The following is a 16,669-nucleotide window of genomic DNA, read 5'->3' on the forward strand; positions in this document are numbered from 1 at the left end:
AATCGGGCCATCATCAATTGGGAGTGCCACCGCGGCCATGCAGAACGAAGATCTGAAGCAGGCTATCGAAACCGCCTGGGACGAGCGCGATAAAGTCAGCGTGGAAACCGGTGGTGTGGTGCGCGATGCCGTGGAACTGGCGCTGGAAGGCCTGGACAGTGGGCGCTTCCGCGTTGCCGAGCGCGACGACGAGGGTAACTGGACAGTCAATCAGTGGCTGAAGAAGGCGGTGCTGCTCTCCTTCCGCCTCAATGACATGAGCCTGATCGGCGGAGGCCCGCGGGATATTGACCGCGGCGCGTCCTACTGGTTTGACAAGGTCCCCTCCAAGTTCGCAGGCTGGAGCGATGAGCACTTCCGCAAGGCCGGTTTCCGCGCCGTGCCAAACTGCACGGTGCGCCACTCGGCCTATGTGGCGCCCGGCGTGGTGCTGATGCCGAGCTTCGTCAATCTTGGCGCCTATGTGGACAGCGGCACTATGGTGGACACCTGGGTGACTGTTGGCTCCTGCGCGCAGATCGGCAAGAACGTCCATCTCTCCGGCGGCGTGGGCATCGGCGGCGTGCTGGAGCCGCTGCAGGCCGGCCCGGTGATCATCGAGGACAACTGCTTCATCGGCGCCCGCTCCGAGGTGGTTGAAGGCGTCATCGTGCGCGAGGGCTCGGTGCTCTCCATGGGCGTGTTCATTGGCGCCTCGACCAAGATCATCGACCGCAACAGCGGCGAGGTCTTCGTCGGCGAGGTGCCGTCCTATTCCGTGGTGGTGCCGGGCACCATTCCGGGCAAGCCGCTGCCGGACGGCTCGCCGGGGCCGGGGCTCTACTGTGCGGTGATCGTCAAGCGCGTGGACGAGCGCACCCGCGCCAAGACGGCGATCAACGAACTGCTGCGGACCTGAGGCCGGTCGTGACCGCCGCCGGCACCCATCGCCCGCTCGACCCCGTCGACATGACGCTGCGCCTCATCCGCTGTCCCAGCGTGACGCCGGCGGAGGGTGGGGCACTCGATCTGCTGCAGCAGGAACTTGAGGCCCTTGGCTTTGTCTGCACCCGCCTGCCCTTCGAGGAGGCGGGCACCGCTCCGGTGGACAATCTCTGGGCCAAGCTGGGGGAAGGTGCCCCCCATTTCTGCTTTGCCGGACACACCGACGTGGTGCCGCCCGGCGAGGCTGAGGCCTGGGAGGTGGATCCCTTCGCCGGGACGCTGCGCGAAGGACAGGTGATCGGCCGCGGGGCCGCCGACATGAAGGGCGCCATTGCCGCCTTCGTGACTGCCGTCGCCGCGCATCTTGCCCGTGTGGGCGAGGTGCCGGGCAGCATTTCGCTGCTAATCACCGGCGACGAGGAGGGTCCTTCCATCAATGGCACCCGCAAGGTGCTTGAGTGGTTGGCCGAGCGGGGCGAGCGCATTGATGCCTGCCTGGTGGGTGAGCCGACCAATCCCCTGGAACTGGGCGACATGGTCAAGATCGGCCGGCGCGGCAGCCTCACCGGGCGTCTGACGGTCCAGGGCAAGCAGGGGCACATCGCCTACCCCCACCTGGCGGACAATCCCTGCCACCGCATCGTGCCACTGCTGCAGGCGCTGATCGCCGAGCCGCTGGATGCCGGCAGCGAGCACTTCCAGCCCTCCAGCCTGCAGATTGCCAGCATCGACGTAGGCAATCCCGCGACCAATGTCATTCCGGCTCAGGCTCGCGCCGTCTTCAACGTGCGCTTCAACGACCACTGGACGGGCGCTTCCCTGGAGGCCTGGATCCGCGAGCGCCTGGCGCAGGTGGATCAGGGCTGGGAGCTGGATGTGCGCGTCTCCGGCGAATGCTTCCTCACCCCGCCGGGGCCGCTGGCCGAGGCCGTGGCACAGGCGGTCGAGAACGAGACCGGGCGCAAGCCGGAGCTTTCCACCAGCGGCGGCACCTCCGATGCCCGCTTCATCCGCGCCTACAGCCCGGTGGTGGAGTTCGGCCTCGTCGGCCAGACCATGCACCAGGTCAACGAACGGGTGGCTGCCGGTGACATCGTTGCCCTGAGCCGCATCTACGAGCGGGTGCTGGAGCGAGTCTTCGACGCTGGGTGATCATTCGACCATCGGGTCGTGCTCCATCAGATGAATGGCGTCGGCCAGCAGGGAAACCCGCACCGCCTCGCCCGGCGCCAAGCCATTGCGCCGCGCCACGTGGGTCGGCAGCGCCAGGCTGATCGCGGAGGCCTGCGGCGCTTGCGTGCGCAGTTCCAGGGAGCAGGTTTCGCCCAGTTCCACCATCTCCGCCACTGTGGCTTCCACCGGATTCTCCCGCTCGCCGCGTGAGGGACGATCGCGCCGGTGCAGTATCACGCTGCCGGGCGGGATGACCCAGCTCACTGCCTGGCCTGGCCGGAACTCCGGTCGATGGCGGGCTTCCAGCACCCGCTCCCCCCAGCGCAGCAGCGTGAAGCCCTGATCGGGGCGCTGCTCCACGATCTCGCCGCTGTAGAGGTTACGCAGATCCACCAGCCGGGCCACGGCAGCACTGTTGGGGCGGGTCAGAACCTCGCGGGGAGGCCCCTCCTGCAGGCTGCGGCCCTGGTGGAGGATGACCATGCGATCGGCCAACGCCGCGGCCTCTTCCAGGTCGTGGGTGACCAGAACGATGGGAATGCCCAGCAAGCGTCGAAGCTGTGCCAGTTCGCGCTGCAGCTTGCGTCGGGTGACCTGATCCACGGCGGAAAAGGGCTCGTCCAGCAGCAGAACCCGCGGCTCGCGGGCCAGCGCGCGGGCAAGGGCCACGCGCTGCTGCTGCCCACCGGAGAGTGCTCCCGGGGGGCGATGCTCCAGCCCTGCGAGATGCACCATGGCCAGCAGTTGTTCGGCGCGTGCACGCCGCTCGCTCCGAGGCAGGTGGCCCAGCGCCGCCGCTACGTTGTCCCGGGCACTGAGATGCGGGAAAAGCGCGTAGTGCTGGAACACGAGGCCGCAACGCCGCTCCTGCGGACTGCGAAAGAGGCGCTGCGCGCTGTCGAACCAGGTTTCGCCGTTGACCGCGATCCAGCCACCGGCGGCGCGGTACAGACCAGCCAGGCAGCGCAGCAGCGTGGACTTGCCGCTGCCCGAGGGGCCGACCAGGGCCACCAGTTCGCCCGGCGCCGCCGAGAGCTCCGCCTGCAGGGGGATGGGGCGGCGCTGATTGAGCTGCGCGCGCAGACCCTCGCCACCCTCAGCCACGTCCTTGCCCCACCCGGCCGCTGAGGCCATGCACCAGGGCGATGGCCGCGAGCGAGAAGCCCAGCAGCGTGGCGGCCATGATGGCTGCTGCCGGCTCATCGAAGGCCTGCACCCGGTCGTAGATGGCAATGGCGATGGTGCGCGTTTCGCCCGGAATGTTGCCGCCGACCATCAGCACCACGCCGAACTCCCCCAGGGTGTGGGCGAATGTCAGCACCAGGGCGGAGAGGATGCCGGGCCAGGCCAGCGGCAGTTCGATGCGCAGGAAGGTTTTCCAGGCGCTCATGCCGCTGCACCAAGCCGCCTCGCGCACCTCGCGGCTTACGGCTTCGAAGCCGCGCTGCATCGGCTGCACGGCAAAGGGAATGTTGAAGATGATCGAGGCGAGCAGCAGGCCTTCGAAGGTGAAGACCAACGACCCGCCGAAGACTGCCTCATAGGCGCGCCCCAACCAGGTGCCACTGCCGAACGCGCTCAGCAGGTAGAAGCCCAGCACCGTAGGCGGCAGCAGCAAAGGCAGGGCGATCAACGCCTGCACCAGCGACTGACCCGGGAAGCGATGCCAGGCCAGTGCCCGGGCCGCCAGCAGCGCAAGCGGCAGCAGGACCAGTGTGGTCCAAGCTGCGAGTTCCAGGGAGAGGCTGAAGGCCTGCCAATCCAAGCCGGCTACTCCACAGCGTCGGGCAGAGCGAAGCCATAGCGGTCGAGCAGATCACGCGCCTCTTCTGTCTGCAGATAGTCGTAGAAGGCTTCGGCAACCGCGCCGGCCTTGCGGGTCAGCACCATGCGCTGGCGCAAGGGGCTGTGCAGCGTTTCGTCGATCAAGGCATAGTCGCCGCGGCCTTCCATGGTGGGCGCCAGCACCAGGGAGTAGGCGACCAGGCCGCCCTGCGCTGCGCCGGTGAGCGCGAACTGCGCGGCCTGGGAGACGTTCTCGCCCAGGACGAGCGTGGGCTGCAGCGCCTCCCACACGCCGCTTGCCTCCAGGGCCTCGCGGGCGGCCCGACCATAGGGGGCGTGTTCGGGGTTGGCGATCGCCAGTCGGGTCAAGTGCCCTGCCGCAACGGCTTCCCCCAGGTCTTCCAGCCTCAGGTCATCCACCGCGCCGTCCTCGAACAGGGGCGAGCCGGCTGGCAGCAACAGAACCAGCCGCCCCTGAGCATAGAGCGCACCGTCATCACGTGTGTGGTCGCCCTCGACCAGGCGTTCCACATAAGCTTCGTCAGCCGAGAGGAAGAGTTCGAAGGGAGCGCCATTGGCGATCTGGCGCGTGAGATTGCCGGAAGACCCGAACACCAGGCGCAGCGGCTCTCCGCTGTCGCGCTCGAAAGCCTCGGCCAGTTCGCTCAGCGCAAACTGCAGGTCCGAGGCCGCAGCAACCAAGGCCTGCGCCATCGCGGTGCGCCAGGGCAGGAGCGCAAGAGCGGCGACAATGACCATAGGCAACAGTCGGTGCATGGGAGCTCCCCCGTCGTTATGTTCCGGAGGATATAACGAGGCGCGCCACGGCGGAAGGGTGTTCTCGGCAAAAAGCGTGGAACGGGCTGAGCAGACAGTATCTTGCGGCCCAGGGGCTGCGCAAACTAGCCTAGCGTGTGGCGGCATGGCCCAACGAGGGGTCAGATCGCAAGCTCTCAACAACAGGATAAGATCATCATGGCCGACAGCTTCTCCCACCAGCAGACCGTAACCAAGCCCGCTGTTGTGAGCGCGGGCGGCATCGTTGCGGCCCAAAATCGCCTGGCGGCGCAGGCCGGAGCGGCCGCGCTCGCAGGGGGCGGGAATGCGGTGGATGCGGCAGTTGCGACGGCCTTTGCCATCGGCGTGGTCGAGCCCTGGATGAGCGGAGTCGGCGGCGGTGGCCTGTTGCTGCATCGCGATGCGGCCAGCGGCCGGGTGCGAGCCTGGGATTTCGGCATGCGCACGCCCAAGGCGCTCGACCCGGCCGGCTACCCCGTGGTCGAGGGCGAGGACGCCGACCTGTTTGGCTGGCCCCTGGTCAAGGACTCGCGCAACCTGCGCGGCGGCACGGCCATCGCGGTGCCGGGGCAGGTAGCCGGCATGGCCGCGGTGCTACAGGCTTTGGGCACGCTCTCCTGGGAGGCCGCCCTGGCGCCCGCAATCCTGCTGGCGGAGCGGGGCGTGCCATTGGACTGGTTCTCCCTGCTGCAGATTGCCCAGCACAGCGGGGATCTGGCGCAGAATGAGGCCAGCGCAGCGCTCTATCTGCGCGACGGCCACCCCCCGGCCCAGCTCCAGCCGGCGGTCTGCCTGCCCAACTCCAAGCTACGCGAAACGCTGCAGCATCTGGCAAAGGCCGGGGCGCGGGATTTCTACGAAGGCGAACTGGCTGCGCGCATCGTGGCCGATGTCCAGGCGGCGGGAGGCTGCCTCAGCGCCGAGGACCTGCGCGGCTATCAGGCGCGCGAAGTCGAGCCGCTCACGGTCTCCCGCGGCCAGGCGGCGCTGCACGTGCTGCCGGAACTGAACGGCGGACCCACGCTGGCGCGTGCTGTGACGCGGCTGGGCGAGAGCTGGACCGGCGGAGCGCCGGACGGGGCCTTCTACCTCGCGGTTGCCGAGGCGCTGCGTGAGGCCTTCGCCCACCGCCTGTCGCACCTGGGCGACGTGGACGGGGCGCGCGGCCCCTCCTGCACCACGCACATCTCAGTGGTGGATCGCGCCGGCAACATGGTGACGCTGACCCAGACCCTGCTTTCGGTCTTCGGCTCGAAGGTGACGCTGCCGTCCAGCGGCATCCTGATGAACAACGGCATCAACTGGTTCGATCCGCGACCGGGCCGGCCCAACTCGCTGGGACCGGACAAGCGTACGCTCTCCAACTATGTGCCGGTGCTCGGCGTGACCCCGGAGCGGAGCTTTGCCATCGGCGCCTCGGGCGGGCGCAAGATCATCCCGGCCATGACCCAACTCGGCCTGATGCTGGGTGTGGGCGGAATGACCTTGGAAGAGGCCCTGCATCAGCCACGCATCGATGTCAGTGGCCCGGACCTGGTGACCGTCGATCCGCGGCTCGACCCCTCGATCCGTTCGGCCCTGGCGGCAGTACATCCGGTGCAGACGGGCGCGGCGGGCTTCGCACCCAACAACTATGCCACCGCGCTGGCGGTGCTGCGCGAGCAGGGGCGCAACCACGGCGCTGTGGAGCCGTTGCATCCCTGGGCGGAAGCGGTGTCGGAGGACGAGGTGCCCTCGGCCTGACGGCGGGTACTACAGCCGGGTCTACAGAAGATATCGCAACAGCGCGACTGTACCGGCGCCGGCCAGCAGGCTGAACAGCAGTGGTATCTTGAGCGCGGCGGTTCCCACCACCGCCAGTGCGCCGGCCCAGGTGGGCGGCCCGCCGCTCAGCACCGGCGGGGTGACCAGGGCGATGAACATGGCGCCCGGCAGGTGGTGCAGGAAACCGTCCAGGAAGCGGCTGCGCGGCAGGCGCTGCACCAGGAAAAAGCCCGAAGCGCGCACGGCGTAGGTGGCCAAGGCCATGCCGAGAATGGCGAGCAGTGCCATGCTATCGACGTCCATCGAGCAACGCTCCCGTGGTTGCGCCGGCCAGTGCACCGACCAGCAGATAGGAAGCGCCCGGCAGGAAATGCCAGGCGAGCAAGGAGGCGCCGGCGGCCATGGCCCAGGGTGCGATGCTGCGGTGGCGCTCGAAGAGCGGCACCAGCATGGCCAGGAAGCAGGCAGCGACCAGGAAATCCAGGCCCCAGGCCTCGGGATCCTCCAGCAGGTGCCCGAAGGCGAAGCCGAAGCCGGTGGAGGCGATCCAGATAAGCCAGAGCAGGAAGCCGGCGCCGACGAAGTAGGCCGCATCGCGCTTGCCGCGGCGAATCTCGCCGAGACTGAGCGCGAAGTTCATGTCGACCAGCAGCAGCAGGCTACCGTAGGCCGTTGCCGGAGGCAGGGGCGCTAGCCAGGGGCGCAGCGCCGCCGCCATCATCATGAACCGCAGGTTGACGAAGGCCGCGCCCAAGGAAAGCAGGATGATCGAGGGCGGATCGGCCCAGAGCTCCAGAGCCAGAAGCTGCGAAGCACCGGCGAAGACCAGGCCGCTCATCAGCAGCGATTCGAGTGCGCTCAGGCCGCGCTGATCTGCCAGGAACCCAAAAAGGGCGCCGAAGGTGGCCGCGCCCATGCCCAGGGGCAGGGCGGCGAGGAAACCGTGACGGAAACCCACCAGCGTGAAGATGACCTCGCTCGGCAGGTCGCCAGCTCGGCGGGCGCGCCCGACACTGCTCATGAGCGCACCTCGATAGACGGCTCACCGTGCTTGCCGAGCAACGCCCCCAGCAGACTGCCCGCCAGACCGCCGGCCACGAGGTACCAGGTGCCCGGCAGCAGGTCGTAGAGCAGCCAGGCGGTGAGCCCGGCCGCGAGCCAGGGCAGCAGGTTACGGCCGGGACCTTCCCACATGGGAATCAGCAGCGCCAGGAAGACCGCCACCGCCACGAAGTCCAGGCCCCAGACTTCGGGGGCGGACACCAAGCCACCGAAGATCCGGCCCAGTGCGCCGGAGAGCAACCAGAAGCTCCAGAGCGCCAGGCCGGTGCCGAGATAGAAGGCGGCGTCGCGATTGCCTCGGCGCATCTCAGCCACGCCCACGGCCCAGTTCTCATCAGCGGTGAAGAAGAGGCTGCCATAGGCCTTGAGCGGGCCGACCGGCGCCAGCCAAGGGCGCAGCACTGCGGTCATCATCATGTAGCGGAGGTTGATGACGCCGACCGCCACCGTTAGGGCCAGAACCGGCACCGGCTCCTGCCATATCTCCAAGGCCAGCATCTGCGCGGCCCCGGCAAAGACGAGGGCCGACATCAGCATTGTTTCCGCCAGGCTCAGGCCCTTCTGGCCGGCCACCAGGCCGTAGACCAGGCCGAAGACCGACACTCCAACCGCGATTGGCAGCGTTCGCAGATACCCCTGGCGCAGGCCGTTGAACGTGAAGACGACGGTCATCCGACTCCCCGTGAACTGCCGCGGCTCAGGCCGCTGGGGAAAGGACTGGGCAACTCGCAGACGCACGACCGGCCACAGGCACTCGGCGGCGGTGCTGCGGTACGCAGGTCGGTCGGTGGGGCCTGTGGAAGCTGCAAGGCATGCCGGTTTGGGTGCGCTGTGGAGCCGGGCTTGTCAAGCCGGCGCCGGCGCAGCGCTGCCTTGCATTTCCGTGGTATCCTCCTCCCAACCGGGTGCCTCGGCCTCGCTCTCCGCTTCGGCTGCTTCCTCCTGGGCTGCTTCCTCTTCTGCCAGCGACTCTGTCACCAGGGTAGCGGTGCTGACCGTGGCTGTGACGCTGCCGGCGAGCGGCACGTAGGCACCTTGGTCCTCCAGCGGCACCATGGGACTGCGGGTCATGCGGTAGAGCGCGAAGCAGCCGACGGCGCTGTGGAGCAGGATCAGCCAGAGGAAGAAGGCTTCCGGGCCCTGCAGCGACATGGCCAGGCCCACCAGCACCGGCCCCAGGCTGGCGCCCAGGCCGACCAGAAAATAGAGTGTCGAACTGGCCGCCACCATCTGGTCCAGGCGCAGGTGGTCGTTGCTGTGTAACACCACCAGGGCATAGAGCGGCAGGGAGGTGCCGCCCACCAGGGTCATGCAAACGAAGTCGGCCAGCATGTTGCCGAGCAGCGCGAAAAAGAGCGCGCCGCTGGCCGCCAGCGCCGCGGCGAAGGTCACCACCGTGAGCACCAGGCGTCGGTCAAAGCGGTCGGACAGGCGGCCGATGGGGAACTGGAGCAGGATGCCGCCCAGGAAGACCACACCCATGAAAAGTGAGACCTCCGCCAGTGCGAGGCCGATCTCCCGCGCCACCACTGCCCCCATGCCGAAGAGCGCGCCGTGCGACATGCCGGTACCCACAGCACCGATCACGCCCAGCGGTGAGATGGCGTAAAGCTCCTGCAAGGAGAGCTTGGAGGGCGTCTCGAAGGCCGGCGTTGGGCTGGCGGAGATCAGCATCGGCACCACGGCGAGCGAGATCAGCACCGAGACCAGGATGAACAGATCAAAACCGCTGGGGTCGGCCACCGTCAGCAGGAACTGCCCCGCGCCCATGCCGGCCAAAGAGATGGTCATGTAGAGCGAGAGCAGGGCGCCGCGGTTGTGGTTGTCGCTGCGCTCATTCAGCCAGGACTCGGCCACGATGTAGAGTGCCGCGAAGCAGAAGCCGGTCACCAGGCGCATGGTGAACCAGGGCAGGGGATGCACGAAGAGCGCGTGCAGCAGCACCGCCACCGACGCCAGCGAGGCGAAGGCGCCAAACACCCGCACGTGCCCCACACGCTGCACCAGCCGCGGGGTGATGATCGAACCCAGCAGGAAGCCGAGGAAGTAGCCGGCCATAACCACGCCGGTCACCCAGGCGGGAAAGGCTTCCATGTTGGCGCGCACGCCAAGCAGGGCATTCTGCAGCCCGTTGGCCAGCAGAATGACGGCGATGCCCAGGAACAGTGCCCAGAGCGCGGACAAAGCGTGCAGCAGCATGGATCCCTCCGTCGGGACGGGCGTGCAAAACCGGATTGAGATGAGGGTATTGGTGTGCGCGGGCTCGGGCGCGCCGTCAGGAGCCGGCGAGGAGCTCCGGCAGGGCGGCGATCGAGGGCAGAACCCGATGCGCCGGCGGCTGGAGGTCCTCGGCAAGCGCTGTACCGGTCAGAACGCCGACCAACAAGCCGGCGCCCGCCGTCTGGCCCATGACCATGTCCTGCGGACTGTCGCCGATCATGGCCACGGATTGCGGCGCGAGGCTCGCGCTGCGGCAGAAGGCCTGCAGCATGCCCGGCTCCGGTTTTCGCCCGTGGCCGCTGTCCCAGCCCGCCACGAAGGAGAAGAGCGTGGCGATGCCGAAGCGCTCCAGCGTGGCGTGAGCCGCTGCTTCCCCGTCGCTGGTGGCAAGACCCAGGCGATAGCCGGAGCCGTGCAGCGATTCCAAGACCTCGACCAGGGAGTCCACCGCTACGGCTTCGGCGACGCCGTTCTCAAAGACGTCGTCGATCAGCCGCGCGAGGCGCGTCGGATCGCGACCCGGCAGCATTTCAGCCCAATAGGCGGCAATGCCACCGGCATCCGCTGCGGCCAGCAGCGAGCCGGGGGTGACATGATCGCTTTCCGGATCATGCCCGCCGGCGGCGAGCAGCTGCGCTGCGAGCGCCGGATCCTGGTCGGCCGCGGCCAGAGCTGCCCGACGGTTGAGCGGCACCCAACTCCTGGCGAAATCCAGCAGCGTGCCGTCCTTGTCGAACAGGAGACCCTTAATGGCGGAGGGAGTGGGTCTGTCCATGGGCTGGATCGTGCGTCCGTGGGCGCAAGTATAGGGATCGGGCAACCGGTCCGGAGGTAAAAAGGGGAAAGCCCGCCGGCTCAACACTGAAAGCCGGCGGGCTGTATGAGCGGGTAGTTAGGCGATCGCGTTCAGGCGCGCAACCGTTCGTTTTCTGGATCCCAGGGGCTTTCGGGAATCACCACGGCGCGGAAGCGTTCCTGCAAAATGACGATCTCCAATTCCGTGCCGATTTCCGCGGCTTTGGGCTGCACATAGGCGAGTGCGAGCGATTTGCCGCAGTTGTGACCGTAGGTCCCCGAGGTGGCCCGCCCGACCATCTTGCCGTCCTTGTAGAGCGGCTCGTTGCCGCCCGCGTCGGCGACGGGCCGGTCGCCGCGGGCCTCCGGGAAGACTTCCAGGGTGACGAATCGCTGCGGCACACCTTCCTGCTGTTGGCGGACCAGCGCGTCACGGCCGCGGAACTCACCCTTGTTCAGCCGCACGAAGCGATCGAGCCCGGCCTCCAGCGCCGTGTACTCGCGGGTCAGGTCCCCTGCCCACATGCGATAGGATTTCTCGATGCGCAGGACGTCCATGGCCCGCATGCCCACCAGGCCGATGTCATAGTCCTTACCGGCCTGCATCAGCTCCTTGTAGATGTGGCGGCTGAACTCGATGGGGTGATGCAGCTCCCAGCCCAACTCGCCCACGAAGTTGACGCGCAGCGCGCGCACGTCGCTGGCCAGCCCGACGTTGATGGTCTGGGTCGTCAGCCAGGGGAAGGCCGCGTTGGAAAGGTCGTTGTCGGTCAGAGGCTGCAGCACCTTGCGGGCGTCCGGGCCGGACAGCACGAAGACGCCGCGGCTGTTGGTGACGTTTTGGATCTGCACCGAACCGTCGGCCGGCAGGTTCTTCCAGAGATAGTCCCAGTCGAAACGCTCGGCAGCACCCGAGGAAATAAGATAGAAGCGTTCCGGGCCCAGGCGGGTGATCGTGAACTCGCTGCGCACGCCGCCGCTGTCGGTCAGCGCGTGGGCCAGCGACATGCGCCCGATCTTCTTCGGTATGGAGTTGGCGACCAGGCGGTCGAGCCAGTCGGCGGCGCCGGGGCCAGAAACCTCGAACTTGGAGAAGGGCGAGAGCTCGATCAGCCCCACCTTATCACGCAGGTGCTTCGCCTCGCGGCCCACGTGATCGAAGTAGTTGCTGCGGCGGAAGGACCAGACGTCTTTGCGTTCGACACCATCGGGCGCGAACCAGTTCGGCCGCTCCCAGCCGTAGCGCTGGCCCCAGACGGCGCCGGCGGCATCCAATTCGTCATGCACAGCGACGGTCTTGCCGGGCCGTGCGGCCGGGCGCTCTTCATCGGGATAGTGGATGACGAAGACGTGCTCATAGGCCTCTTCGTTCTTCAGCTTGACGTAGCGCTTGTTGGCATAGGCACCGTAGCGGCGCGGGTCCACGGCCATCAAATCGATTGAGGGCTCGCCGCCGACGATCCACTCCGCCAGGAAGCGCCCGGAGCCGCCGGCCGCGGTGATGCCGAAGGAGTGGCCCTCGTTCAGCCAGACGTTGCGAACGTCCCAGGCCGGGCCGATCAACGGGCTGCCGTCGGGGGTGTAGGAGATGGGGCCGTTGATGATGTCCTTGATGCCCACCTCCTCGAAGATCGGCACGCGGTTGATCGCCGCTTCGACGTGGGGCATCAGGCGTTCCAGGTCGCCGGGAAAGAGGTCCTGGCCAAAGGAGTCGGGCACGCCGTCGACGAAGCAGGCCGGCGCCCCCTTCTCGTAGGGGCCGAGGATCAGGCCCTGGCGCTCCTCGCGCATATAGTAGGAGGCGTCGCTCTCGCGCAGCACTGGCATCTCCGGCAGGCCCTGCTTCTGGCGCTCGATCAGCGTCGGGTGCGCCTCGGTGACGATGTACTGGTGCTCCACCGGGATCGCCGGGATATCCAGGCCGAAGAGCGCGCCGGTCTGCCGCGCATAGTTGCCGGTCGCGCAGACGACGTGCTCGCAAGTGATGTCGCCCTTGGGCGTGTGCAGGGTCCACTCGCCATTGGCCTGCTGGGTGACGCCGGTGACCGGCGTCTGGCGGTAGATTTCGGCGCCGCGGCGGCGTGCTCCCAGGGCCAGGGCGTTGGTCAGGTCCGCCGGTGCGATGTGGCCGTCCTGCGGGTGATAAAGCGCGCCCACGAGGCCCTCGATGTTGGCCAGTGGCCAGAGCTTCTGAACCTCCTCCGGGCCGATCATCTCGAAGGGGACGCCGATGGTGTTCGCGGTGCCGCAGTACTTTTTGTACTCGTCCATGCGCTCCTGATTGGTCGCCAGGCGCAGGTTGCCGGTGACGTGGAAGGAGACATTCTGCCCCGTCTCCTCCTCCAGGGACTTGTAGAGGTCGACCGAGTATTTGTGAATCTGGCCGACGCCATAGCTCATGTTGAACAGCGGCAGGAGGCCCGCGGCGTGCCAGGTGGACCCGGCGGTCAGTTCGGTGCGCTCCAGCAGCACCACGTCCGACCAGCCGAGTTTCGCCAAATGATAGAGGGTGGAGACCCCGACGGCACCGCCGCCGATCACCACCACGCGGGCATGGGACTTCATTGCTTCCTACTCCTTGCGACCACGCGAGATTGTACGCCGGCGACCTCCGGACGGCGGCACATTCGCAGTCGTGAAGCGGGAAAGCAGGACACTGAGCGACGCCGGAAAGAGTGGGAGCGACATGCCATGCTTTCGGCTGTGCCACACTCAGGCGAGTTCAGGTGCGTCGAAGAGTGAGCTGGCCCAACGGAAGGCCTTTCGGCCCCCCGTTGGGTTATCGGTTAGAAGGTGGTCTTTACGCTCAACCAAAGCCGCCGGCCGTCTTCCACCTGGCCGTACTCGCTGTAGCGGACCTGCTTATCGGTGATGTTATAGACGCCGACGTTAAGCTGGACGTTGTCCAGCATCTGATAGCCCAGGCCCACGTCCACGAAGGTGTATGAGGGGGCGACGATGGAGCTGGAGGAGGGGCCCTGGATCGGCTGACTCTCCTGGCCGCGGTAGGTGATGCGGGTCCAGGGGCGCAGCTTCTCACTCGCCTGCCACTCAAGTTCGGCGGAGGCCAGGTGCTTCGGCAGCTGGGTCAGCGGCTGCCCCTTGTACTGGCCGGACTTCTGTTCGGAGTCCGTGTAGGTGTAGCTGCCGGTGAAGGCCAGATCCTTGGTCAGTTCGGCTTGCACAGAAGCCTCGATGCCCCGGGTGACCGCCTTGTCTACATTAACGCGATAGGTCGGCGGTGAACCGAACTGATTGGGGCCGCCGGGGCAGATGCTGGCAGGACACTGGACCCGGGTAATCTTGTCCTCGAAGTCGTTGTGGAACAGGGTCAGGCTCATATCCAGGCCGGAGAGCCCGGAATAGATCAGCGATATTTCCTTGTTGAGGGACTTCTCCGGCTCGAGATCGGGGTTGCCATATACATTGCCGCCGCGGCTGACCTGGCCCCAGTCGGAGGTGATCTCGCGCAGGCTCGGCGAACGATAGCCCGTGGAGACACCGCCCTTCAGGGTCCACTCGTCGGCGAAGTTCCACACGCCGTAGAGCCGCGGGCTGACATGGGCGCCGTAGTCGCTGCTGGAGTCGAGCCGCGCCCCTCCGGTCAGGGAGAAGCTGTCCGTCAAGAGCCACTCGTCCTCCACGAAGCCGGCGTACTTGGTCATGGAGATCTTGGTGCGGCTGGAGATCTGGTTGCTGGTTTCGTCTTCCAGATGCTCGTATCCGAAGTTGCCGCCCACGGTTACGATGTGGTTGCCCAGCGGGATGATCATGCTGGATTTGGCGGTGGTGTTCTCGATCTGCATGTTGCGGCTCTGATTATCCGCAATCTCGTGCTTCACGTGGCTGTCGAGGGTGCCAACCTCGAAGCGACCGACGTGGCTTGCCGCAACGTGTGCGTTGGTGTGGGTGGTCTGCGAGTCCGAGCAGCCGCCGCGACAGGGGGGCACGATGGTCTTTCCAACCGTCGCCTCGCGATTCTGCAGCGTCCGACCGGCCTCCAGCGTGATGTCGTGATCGTCATTCGGGGTGAAGGTCAGGCGCCCGGTCAGGCTGGTGAAGCGCCGGTCCTCAAAGCCGTTCTCGAGGTTGTCTTCCGCGCGCCGAGTGTACTGGCCCCAGACCTGCAGTCCCACCCGGTCCTGGATCAGCGGACCGCCGGTGTAGAAATTGCCCTGGTAGCCGCTGCCTGAATTGGTGCTTTCCTGCAGGGTGATAGCGGTCTCGACCGCGCTCTGCCACTCTCCAGGCACTTTACGGGTGATGATGTTGATCACACCGCCCATGGCGTCGGAGCCATAGAGGGTCGACATGGGGCCGCGGATCACCTCGATGCGCTCGATGGCCTGCAGCGGCGGCAACCAGTGCTGTTCGAAGCCCGCACTGCCGTTCGGCCGGACCTCGCGGGTGTCAACGCGCTGCCCGTCCACCAGCAGCAGGGTGTAGGCCGCCGGAAAACCGCGGATGCTGATATCCGCCCCGTTGTCGCCGGAACCGCCCCCGGTCACCGTGACGCCGGGCACGCTGCGCAGCGCATCCGTGAGGTCGTTATACTGGCCGCGCTCCAGTTTCTCGCGCGGAATGACGCTGATTGAGGCCGGGGCATCCTTGAGCTGCTGCTCATAGCCCGAAGCCGTCACCACGACCGGCGAAAGCGCGGCCGCATCCTCTTCCTGCGCCAGCGCCGTTCCGCCCGCCAGCGTCGCGAGAAGCCCCACCGCCGTAAGCGAAAGGCTGCAGCCCCGCGCCGACCGGCACCGGAGCCTGCTGTAAGTCACCGACATTCAATTGCCCCCAAAGTTGATACGAATGTCGCAAGTGATACTGACTCGCATTTGCTAAGACAACGGGGAAATGTTGGTGGGAGGGAGAGAGGAGGCCGGGGGGGAGGTGGGGCGGGGATGCAGGCGGTGGGTTCAGATGGCGCCGAACCGGGGCGTCACGCATTGCAAGCACCCACGTTGAAAACGATCAGGGTGCTTTGACCTGAGAGACAAAGCGCTCACTGCAGTTCAACTGCACGCGCCTCCAGCCGTCTCGCAGCCCCGTCAGGCTAGCGAAACTCAAAAGTGTTTCGCTCTACCCAGGCTGAGAATTGCTGCTCATCGAGTGTTCCTGCGGCGAGAGCAATCATGACTTCCGTTGCTTCGCGCTCGGGGACATCCAGGTGCAGATGGTTCAGTCCGAGAGTGACGCCGAGCGCCATGAAGCTGATGCGCTTGTTGCCATCGACGAAGGGGTGCCGTCGGATGAGCGATACAGCCAAGGCAGCGGCCAACTCGACGACGGAAACGTGGTCCTGATCCGCATATGCCAGGAACTGCTGCGGCCGTGCGAGTGCCGCATCCAGGGCAGCGCGATCTCGTATGCCACCTGCGCCGCCGTGTTCGTCGAGCAGTTCCTCGTGTAACCGAATGAGCGCTTGAACGCTGGGGAGTGCGATCCCCTGCTTCACTTGGCGAGATCACTCATCGTTCGATGGTAGCGCTGTGCAAAGCGGCGCCCGATTTCCAGCGCACGCGTATCGTCTTGGCTGACGCGCACAATCTCCACCGTTTCGCCTTTCAGCGACACGGTAACGGCGTCACCCTGCTCCATGCCTGCCGCGGATAGCACGTCCTGCGGTAGGACAACGCCAGTTGAACTGCCGATCTTAACCAGCTTGGTGGTGCTCACGGTCACCCAACTCCTCACCGTATAGAACGACAATTCTACCACAAGCACAGTTGCGTTTACGACGGTTATTGAACCGCCACCCCCCTACCCAAAGCGCTGAAGCGACTCCGCGGCTGCGGTGGGGCTGAAGAAGTCGGTGGCGGCCAGGAGGCGGTTTTCCTGGTGGATCAGGTTGCCGGCCTCGGCGCTCATCTGCTTGAAGCGGATCCAATCCGGGTCGGCTTCCATGGCGGCCCGGCGGGTCGCGCGATCGGCGGCGTCTCGGTAGGCCCAGATGTGAATGTAGGTGTTCTGCGCCCCGGTTTCGGTGATGCCATAGAAGACCGGCGCGCCGAGATGGCGAACCTGCGCCTCATAGCCGTGCTCACGGTAGAGCGCGAGCTGCTTCTGGATGGTGCCGGGGCGGCAGGTATAGGTGCGCATGTCGAAGAGCATGATGGTCTCCCTCTCTGTCTGGCGTTCTTCTAGTTGC

16 protein-coding genes are annotated in these 16,669 nt (G+C 66.6%); 3 read left to right on the forward strand and 13 right to left on the reverse strand.

From position 1 onward, the window contains the following. Window positions 1-37: 37 nt before the first annotated feature. Window positions 38-898: a 2,3,4,5-tetrahydropyridine-2,6-dicarboxylate N-succinyltransferase gene (dapD, locus tag P2G67_RS08695; RefSeq protein ID WP_275822079.1), complete on the forward strand. Its 861-nt coding sequence runs from the start codon at window positions 38-40 to the stop codon at window positions 896-898. A gap of 50 nt (window positions 899-948) precedes the next feature. After that, window positions 949-2,076, forward strand: a complete 1,128-nt coding sequence (gene dapE, locus P2G67_RS08700; protein ID WP_275822203.1) for a succinyl-diaminopimelate desuccinylase — start codon at window positions 949-951, stop codon at window positions 2,074-2,076. On the opposite strand, the gene P2G67_RS08705 is transcribed toward dapE, so the two are convergent. From P2G67_RS08705 to modA, 3 genes are read right to left on the reverse strand one after another with little or no spacing between them, the layout of a single operon-like run. Then, window positions 2,077-3,201, reverse strand: coding sequence for an ABC transporter ATP-binding protein (locus P2G67_RS08705; RefSeq protein WP_275822081.1), 1,125 nt, complete (start codon window positions 3,199-3,201; stop codon window positions 2,077-2,079). Continuing rightward, window positions 3,194-3,862 carry a molybdate ABC transporter permease subunit gene (gene modB, locus P2G67_RS08710; RefSeq protein ID WP_275822083.1) on the reverse strand — a complete coding sequence of 223 codons (669 nt, stop codon included), beginning with the start codon at window positions 3,860-3,862 and terminating at the stop codon, window positions 3,194-3,196. Before modB ends, P2G67_RS08705 begins: the two co-directional genes overlap by 8 nt. Before the next feature lie 5 nt (window positions 3,863-3,867). Then, window positions 3,868-4,659: a molybdate ABC transporter substrate-binding protein gene (modA, locus tag P2G67_RS08715; RefSeq protein ID WP_275822085.1), complete on the reverse strand. Its 792-nt coding sequence runs from the start codon at window positions 4,657-4,659 to the stop codon at window positions 3,868-3,870. A gap of 198 nt (window positions 4,660-4,857) precedes the next feature. On the opposite strand from modA, the gene P2G67_RS08720 reads away from it, so the two are divergent. Continuing rightward, complete coding sequence (locus P2G67_RS08720; RefSeq protein WP_275822087.1) at window positions 4,858-6,423, forward strand: gamma-glutamyltransferase; 1,566 nt, start codon at window positions 4,858-4,860, stop codon at window positions 6,421-6,423. Window positions 6,424-6,444: 21 nt separating this feature from the next. Here the strand turns inward: P2G67_RS08720 and P2G67_RS08725 are convergent, their stop codons facing one another. The 10 genes from P2G67_RS08725 to P2G67_RS08770 all read right to left on the reverse strand — a co-directional run bounded on the left by P2G67_RS08725 (window position 6,445) and on the right by P2G67_RS08770 (window position 16,632). Beyond that, window positions 6,445-6,747 carry an AzlD family protein gene (locus P2G67_RS08725; RefSeq protein ID WP_275822089.1) on the reverse strand — a complete coding sequence of 101 codons (303 nt, stop codon included), beginning with the start codon at window positions 6,745-6,747 and terminating at the stop codon, window positions 6,445-6,447. Further along, window positions 6,734-7,465: an AzlC family ABC transporter permease gene (locus tag P2G67_RS08730; protein ID WP_275822091.1), complete on the reverse strand. Its 732-nt coding sequence runs from the start codon at window positions 7,463-7,465 to the stop codon at window positions 6,734-6,736. The genes P2G67_RS08725 and P2G67_RS08730 overlap by 14 nt, the downstream gene beginning before the upstream one ends. After that, window positions 7,462-8,178: an AzlC family ABC transporter permease gene (locus tag P2G67_RS08735; RefSeq protein WP_275822093.1), complete on the reverse strand. Its 717-nt coding sequence runs from the start codon at window positions 8,176-8,178 to the stop codon at window positions 7,462-7,464. The genes P2G67_RS08730 and P2G67_RS08735 overlap by 4 nt, the downstream gene beginning before the upstream one ends. Window positions 8,179-8,352: 174 nt before the next feature. Then, window positions 8,353-9,705 (reverse strand): MFS transporter, encoded by a 1,353-nt coding sequence (locus tag P2G67_RS08740; RefSeq protein WP_275822095.1) that lies wholly within the window; start codon window positions 9,703-9,705, stop codon window positions 8,353-8,355. Between the two features lie 76 nt (window positions 9,706-9,781). Continuing rightward, on the reverse strand, window positions 9,782-10,501 hold the full coding sequence (locus tag P2G67_RS08745) for an HAD family hydrolase (RefSeq protein ID WP_275822097.1): 720 nt from the start codon (window positions 10,499-10,501) through the stop codon (window positions 9,782-9,784). Between the two features lie 131 nt (window positions 10,502-10,632). Beyond that, entirely contained in the window at window positions 10,633-13,086 is a 2,454-nt protein-coding gene (locus P2G67_RS08750) for a GcvT family protein (protein WP_275822099.1), read from the reverse strand. A 221-nt stretch (window positions 13,087-13,307) separates the two neighbouring features. Continuing rightward, a complete protein-coding gene (locus tag P2G67_RS08755) occupies window positions 13,308-15,305 on the reverse strand; it encodes a ligand-gated channel protein (RefSeq protein WP_275822101.1) in 1,998 nt (665 codons plus the stop codon). Window positions 15,306-15,574: 269 nt separating this feature from the next. Then, window positions 15,575-15,976 carry a type II toxin-antitoxin system death-on-curing family toxin gene (locus P2G67_RS08760; RefSeq protein ID WP_275822103.1) on the reverse strand — a complete coding sequence of 134 codons (402 nt, stop codon included), beginning with the start codon at window positions 15,974-15,976 and terminating at the stop codon, window positions 15,575-15,577. Beyond that, a complete protein-coding gene (locus tag P2G67_RS08765; RefSeq protein ID WP_275822105.1) occupies window positions 15,973-16,197 on the reverse strand; it encodes an AbrB/MazE/SpoVT family DNA-binding domain-containing protein in 225 nt (74 codons plus the stop codon). The genes P2G67_RS08760 and P2G67_RS08765 overlap by 4 nt, the downstream gene beginning before the upstream one ends. 84 nt (window positions 16,198-16,281) lie before the next feature. Beyond that, on the reverse strand, window positions 16,282-16,632 hold the full coding sequence (locus tag P2G67_RS08770; RefSeq protein ID WP_275822107.1) for an NIPSNAP family protein: 351 nt from the start codon (window positions 16,630-16,632) through the stop codon (window positions 16,282-16,284). Window positions 16,633-16,669 lie beyond the last annotated feature (37 nt).

The sequence above is a fragment of the Aquibaculum arenosum genome, assembly GCF_029222965.1.
In the GTDB taxonomy this organism is placed as follows: domain Bacteria; phylum Pseudomonadota; class Alphaproteobacteria; order Kiloniellales; family DSM-21159; genus Aquibaculum; species Aquibaculum arenosum.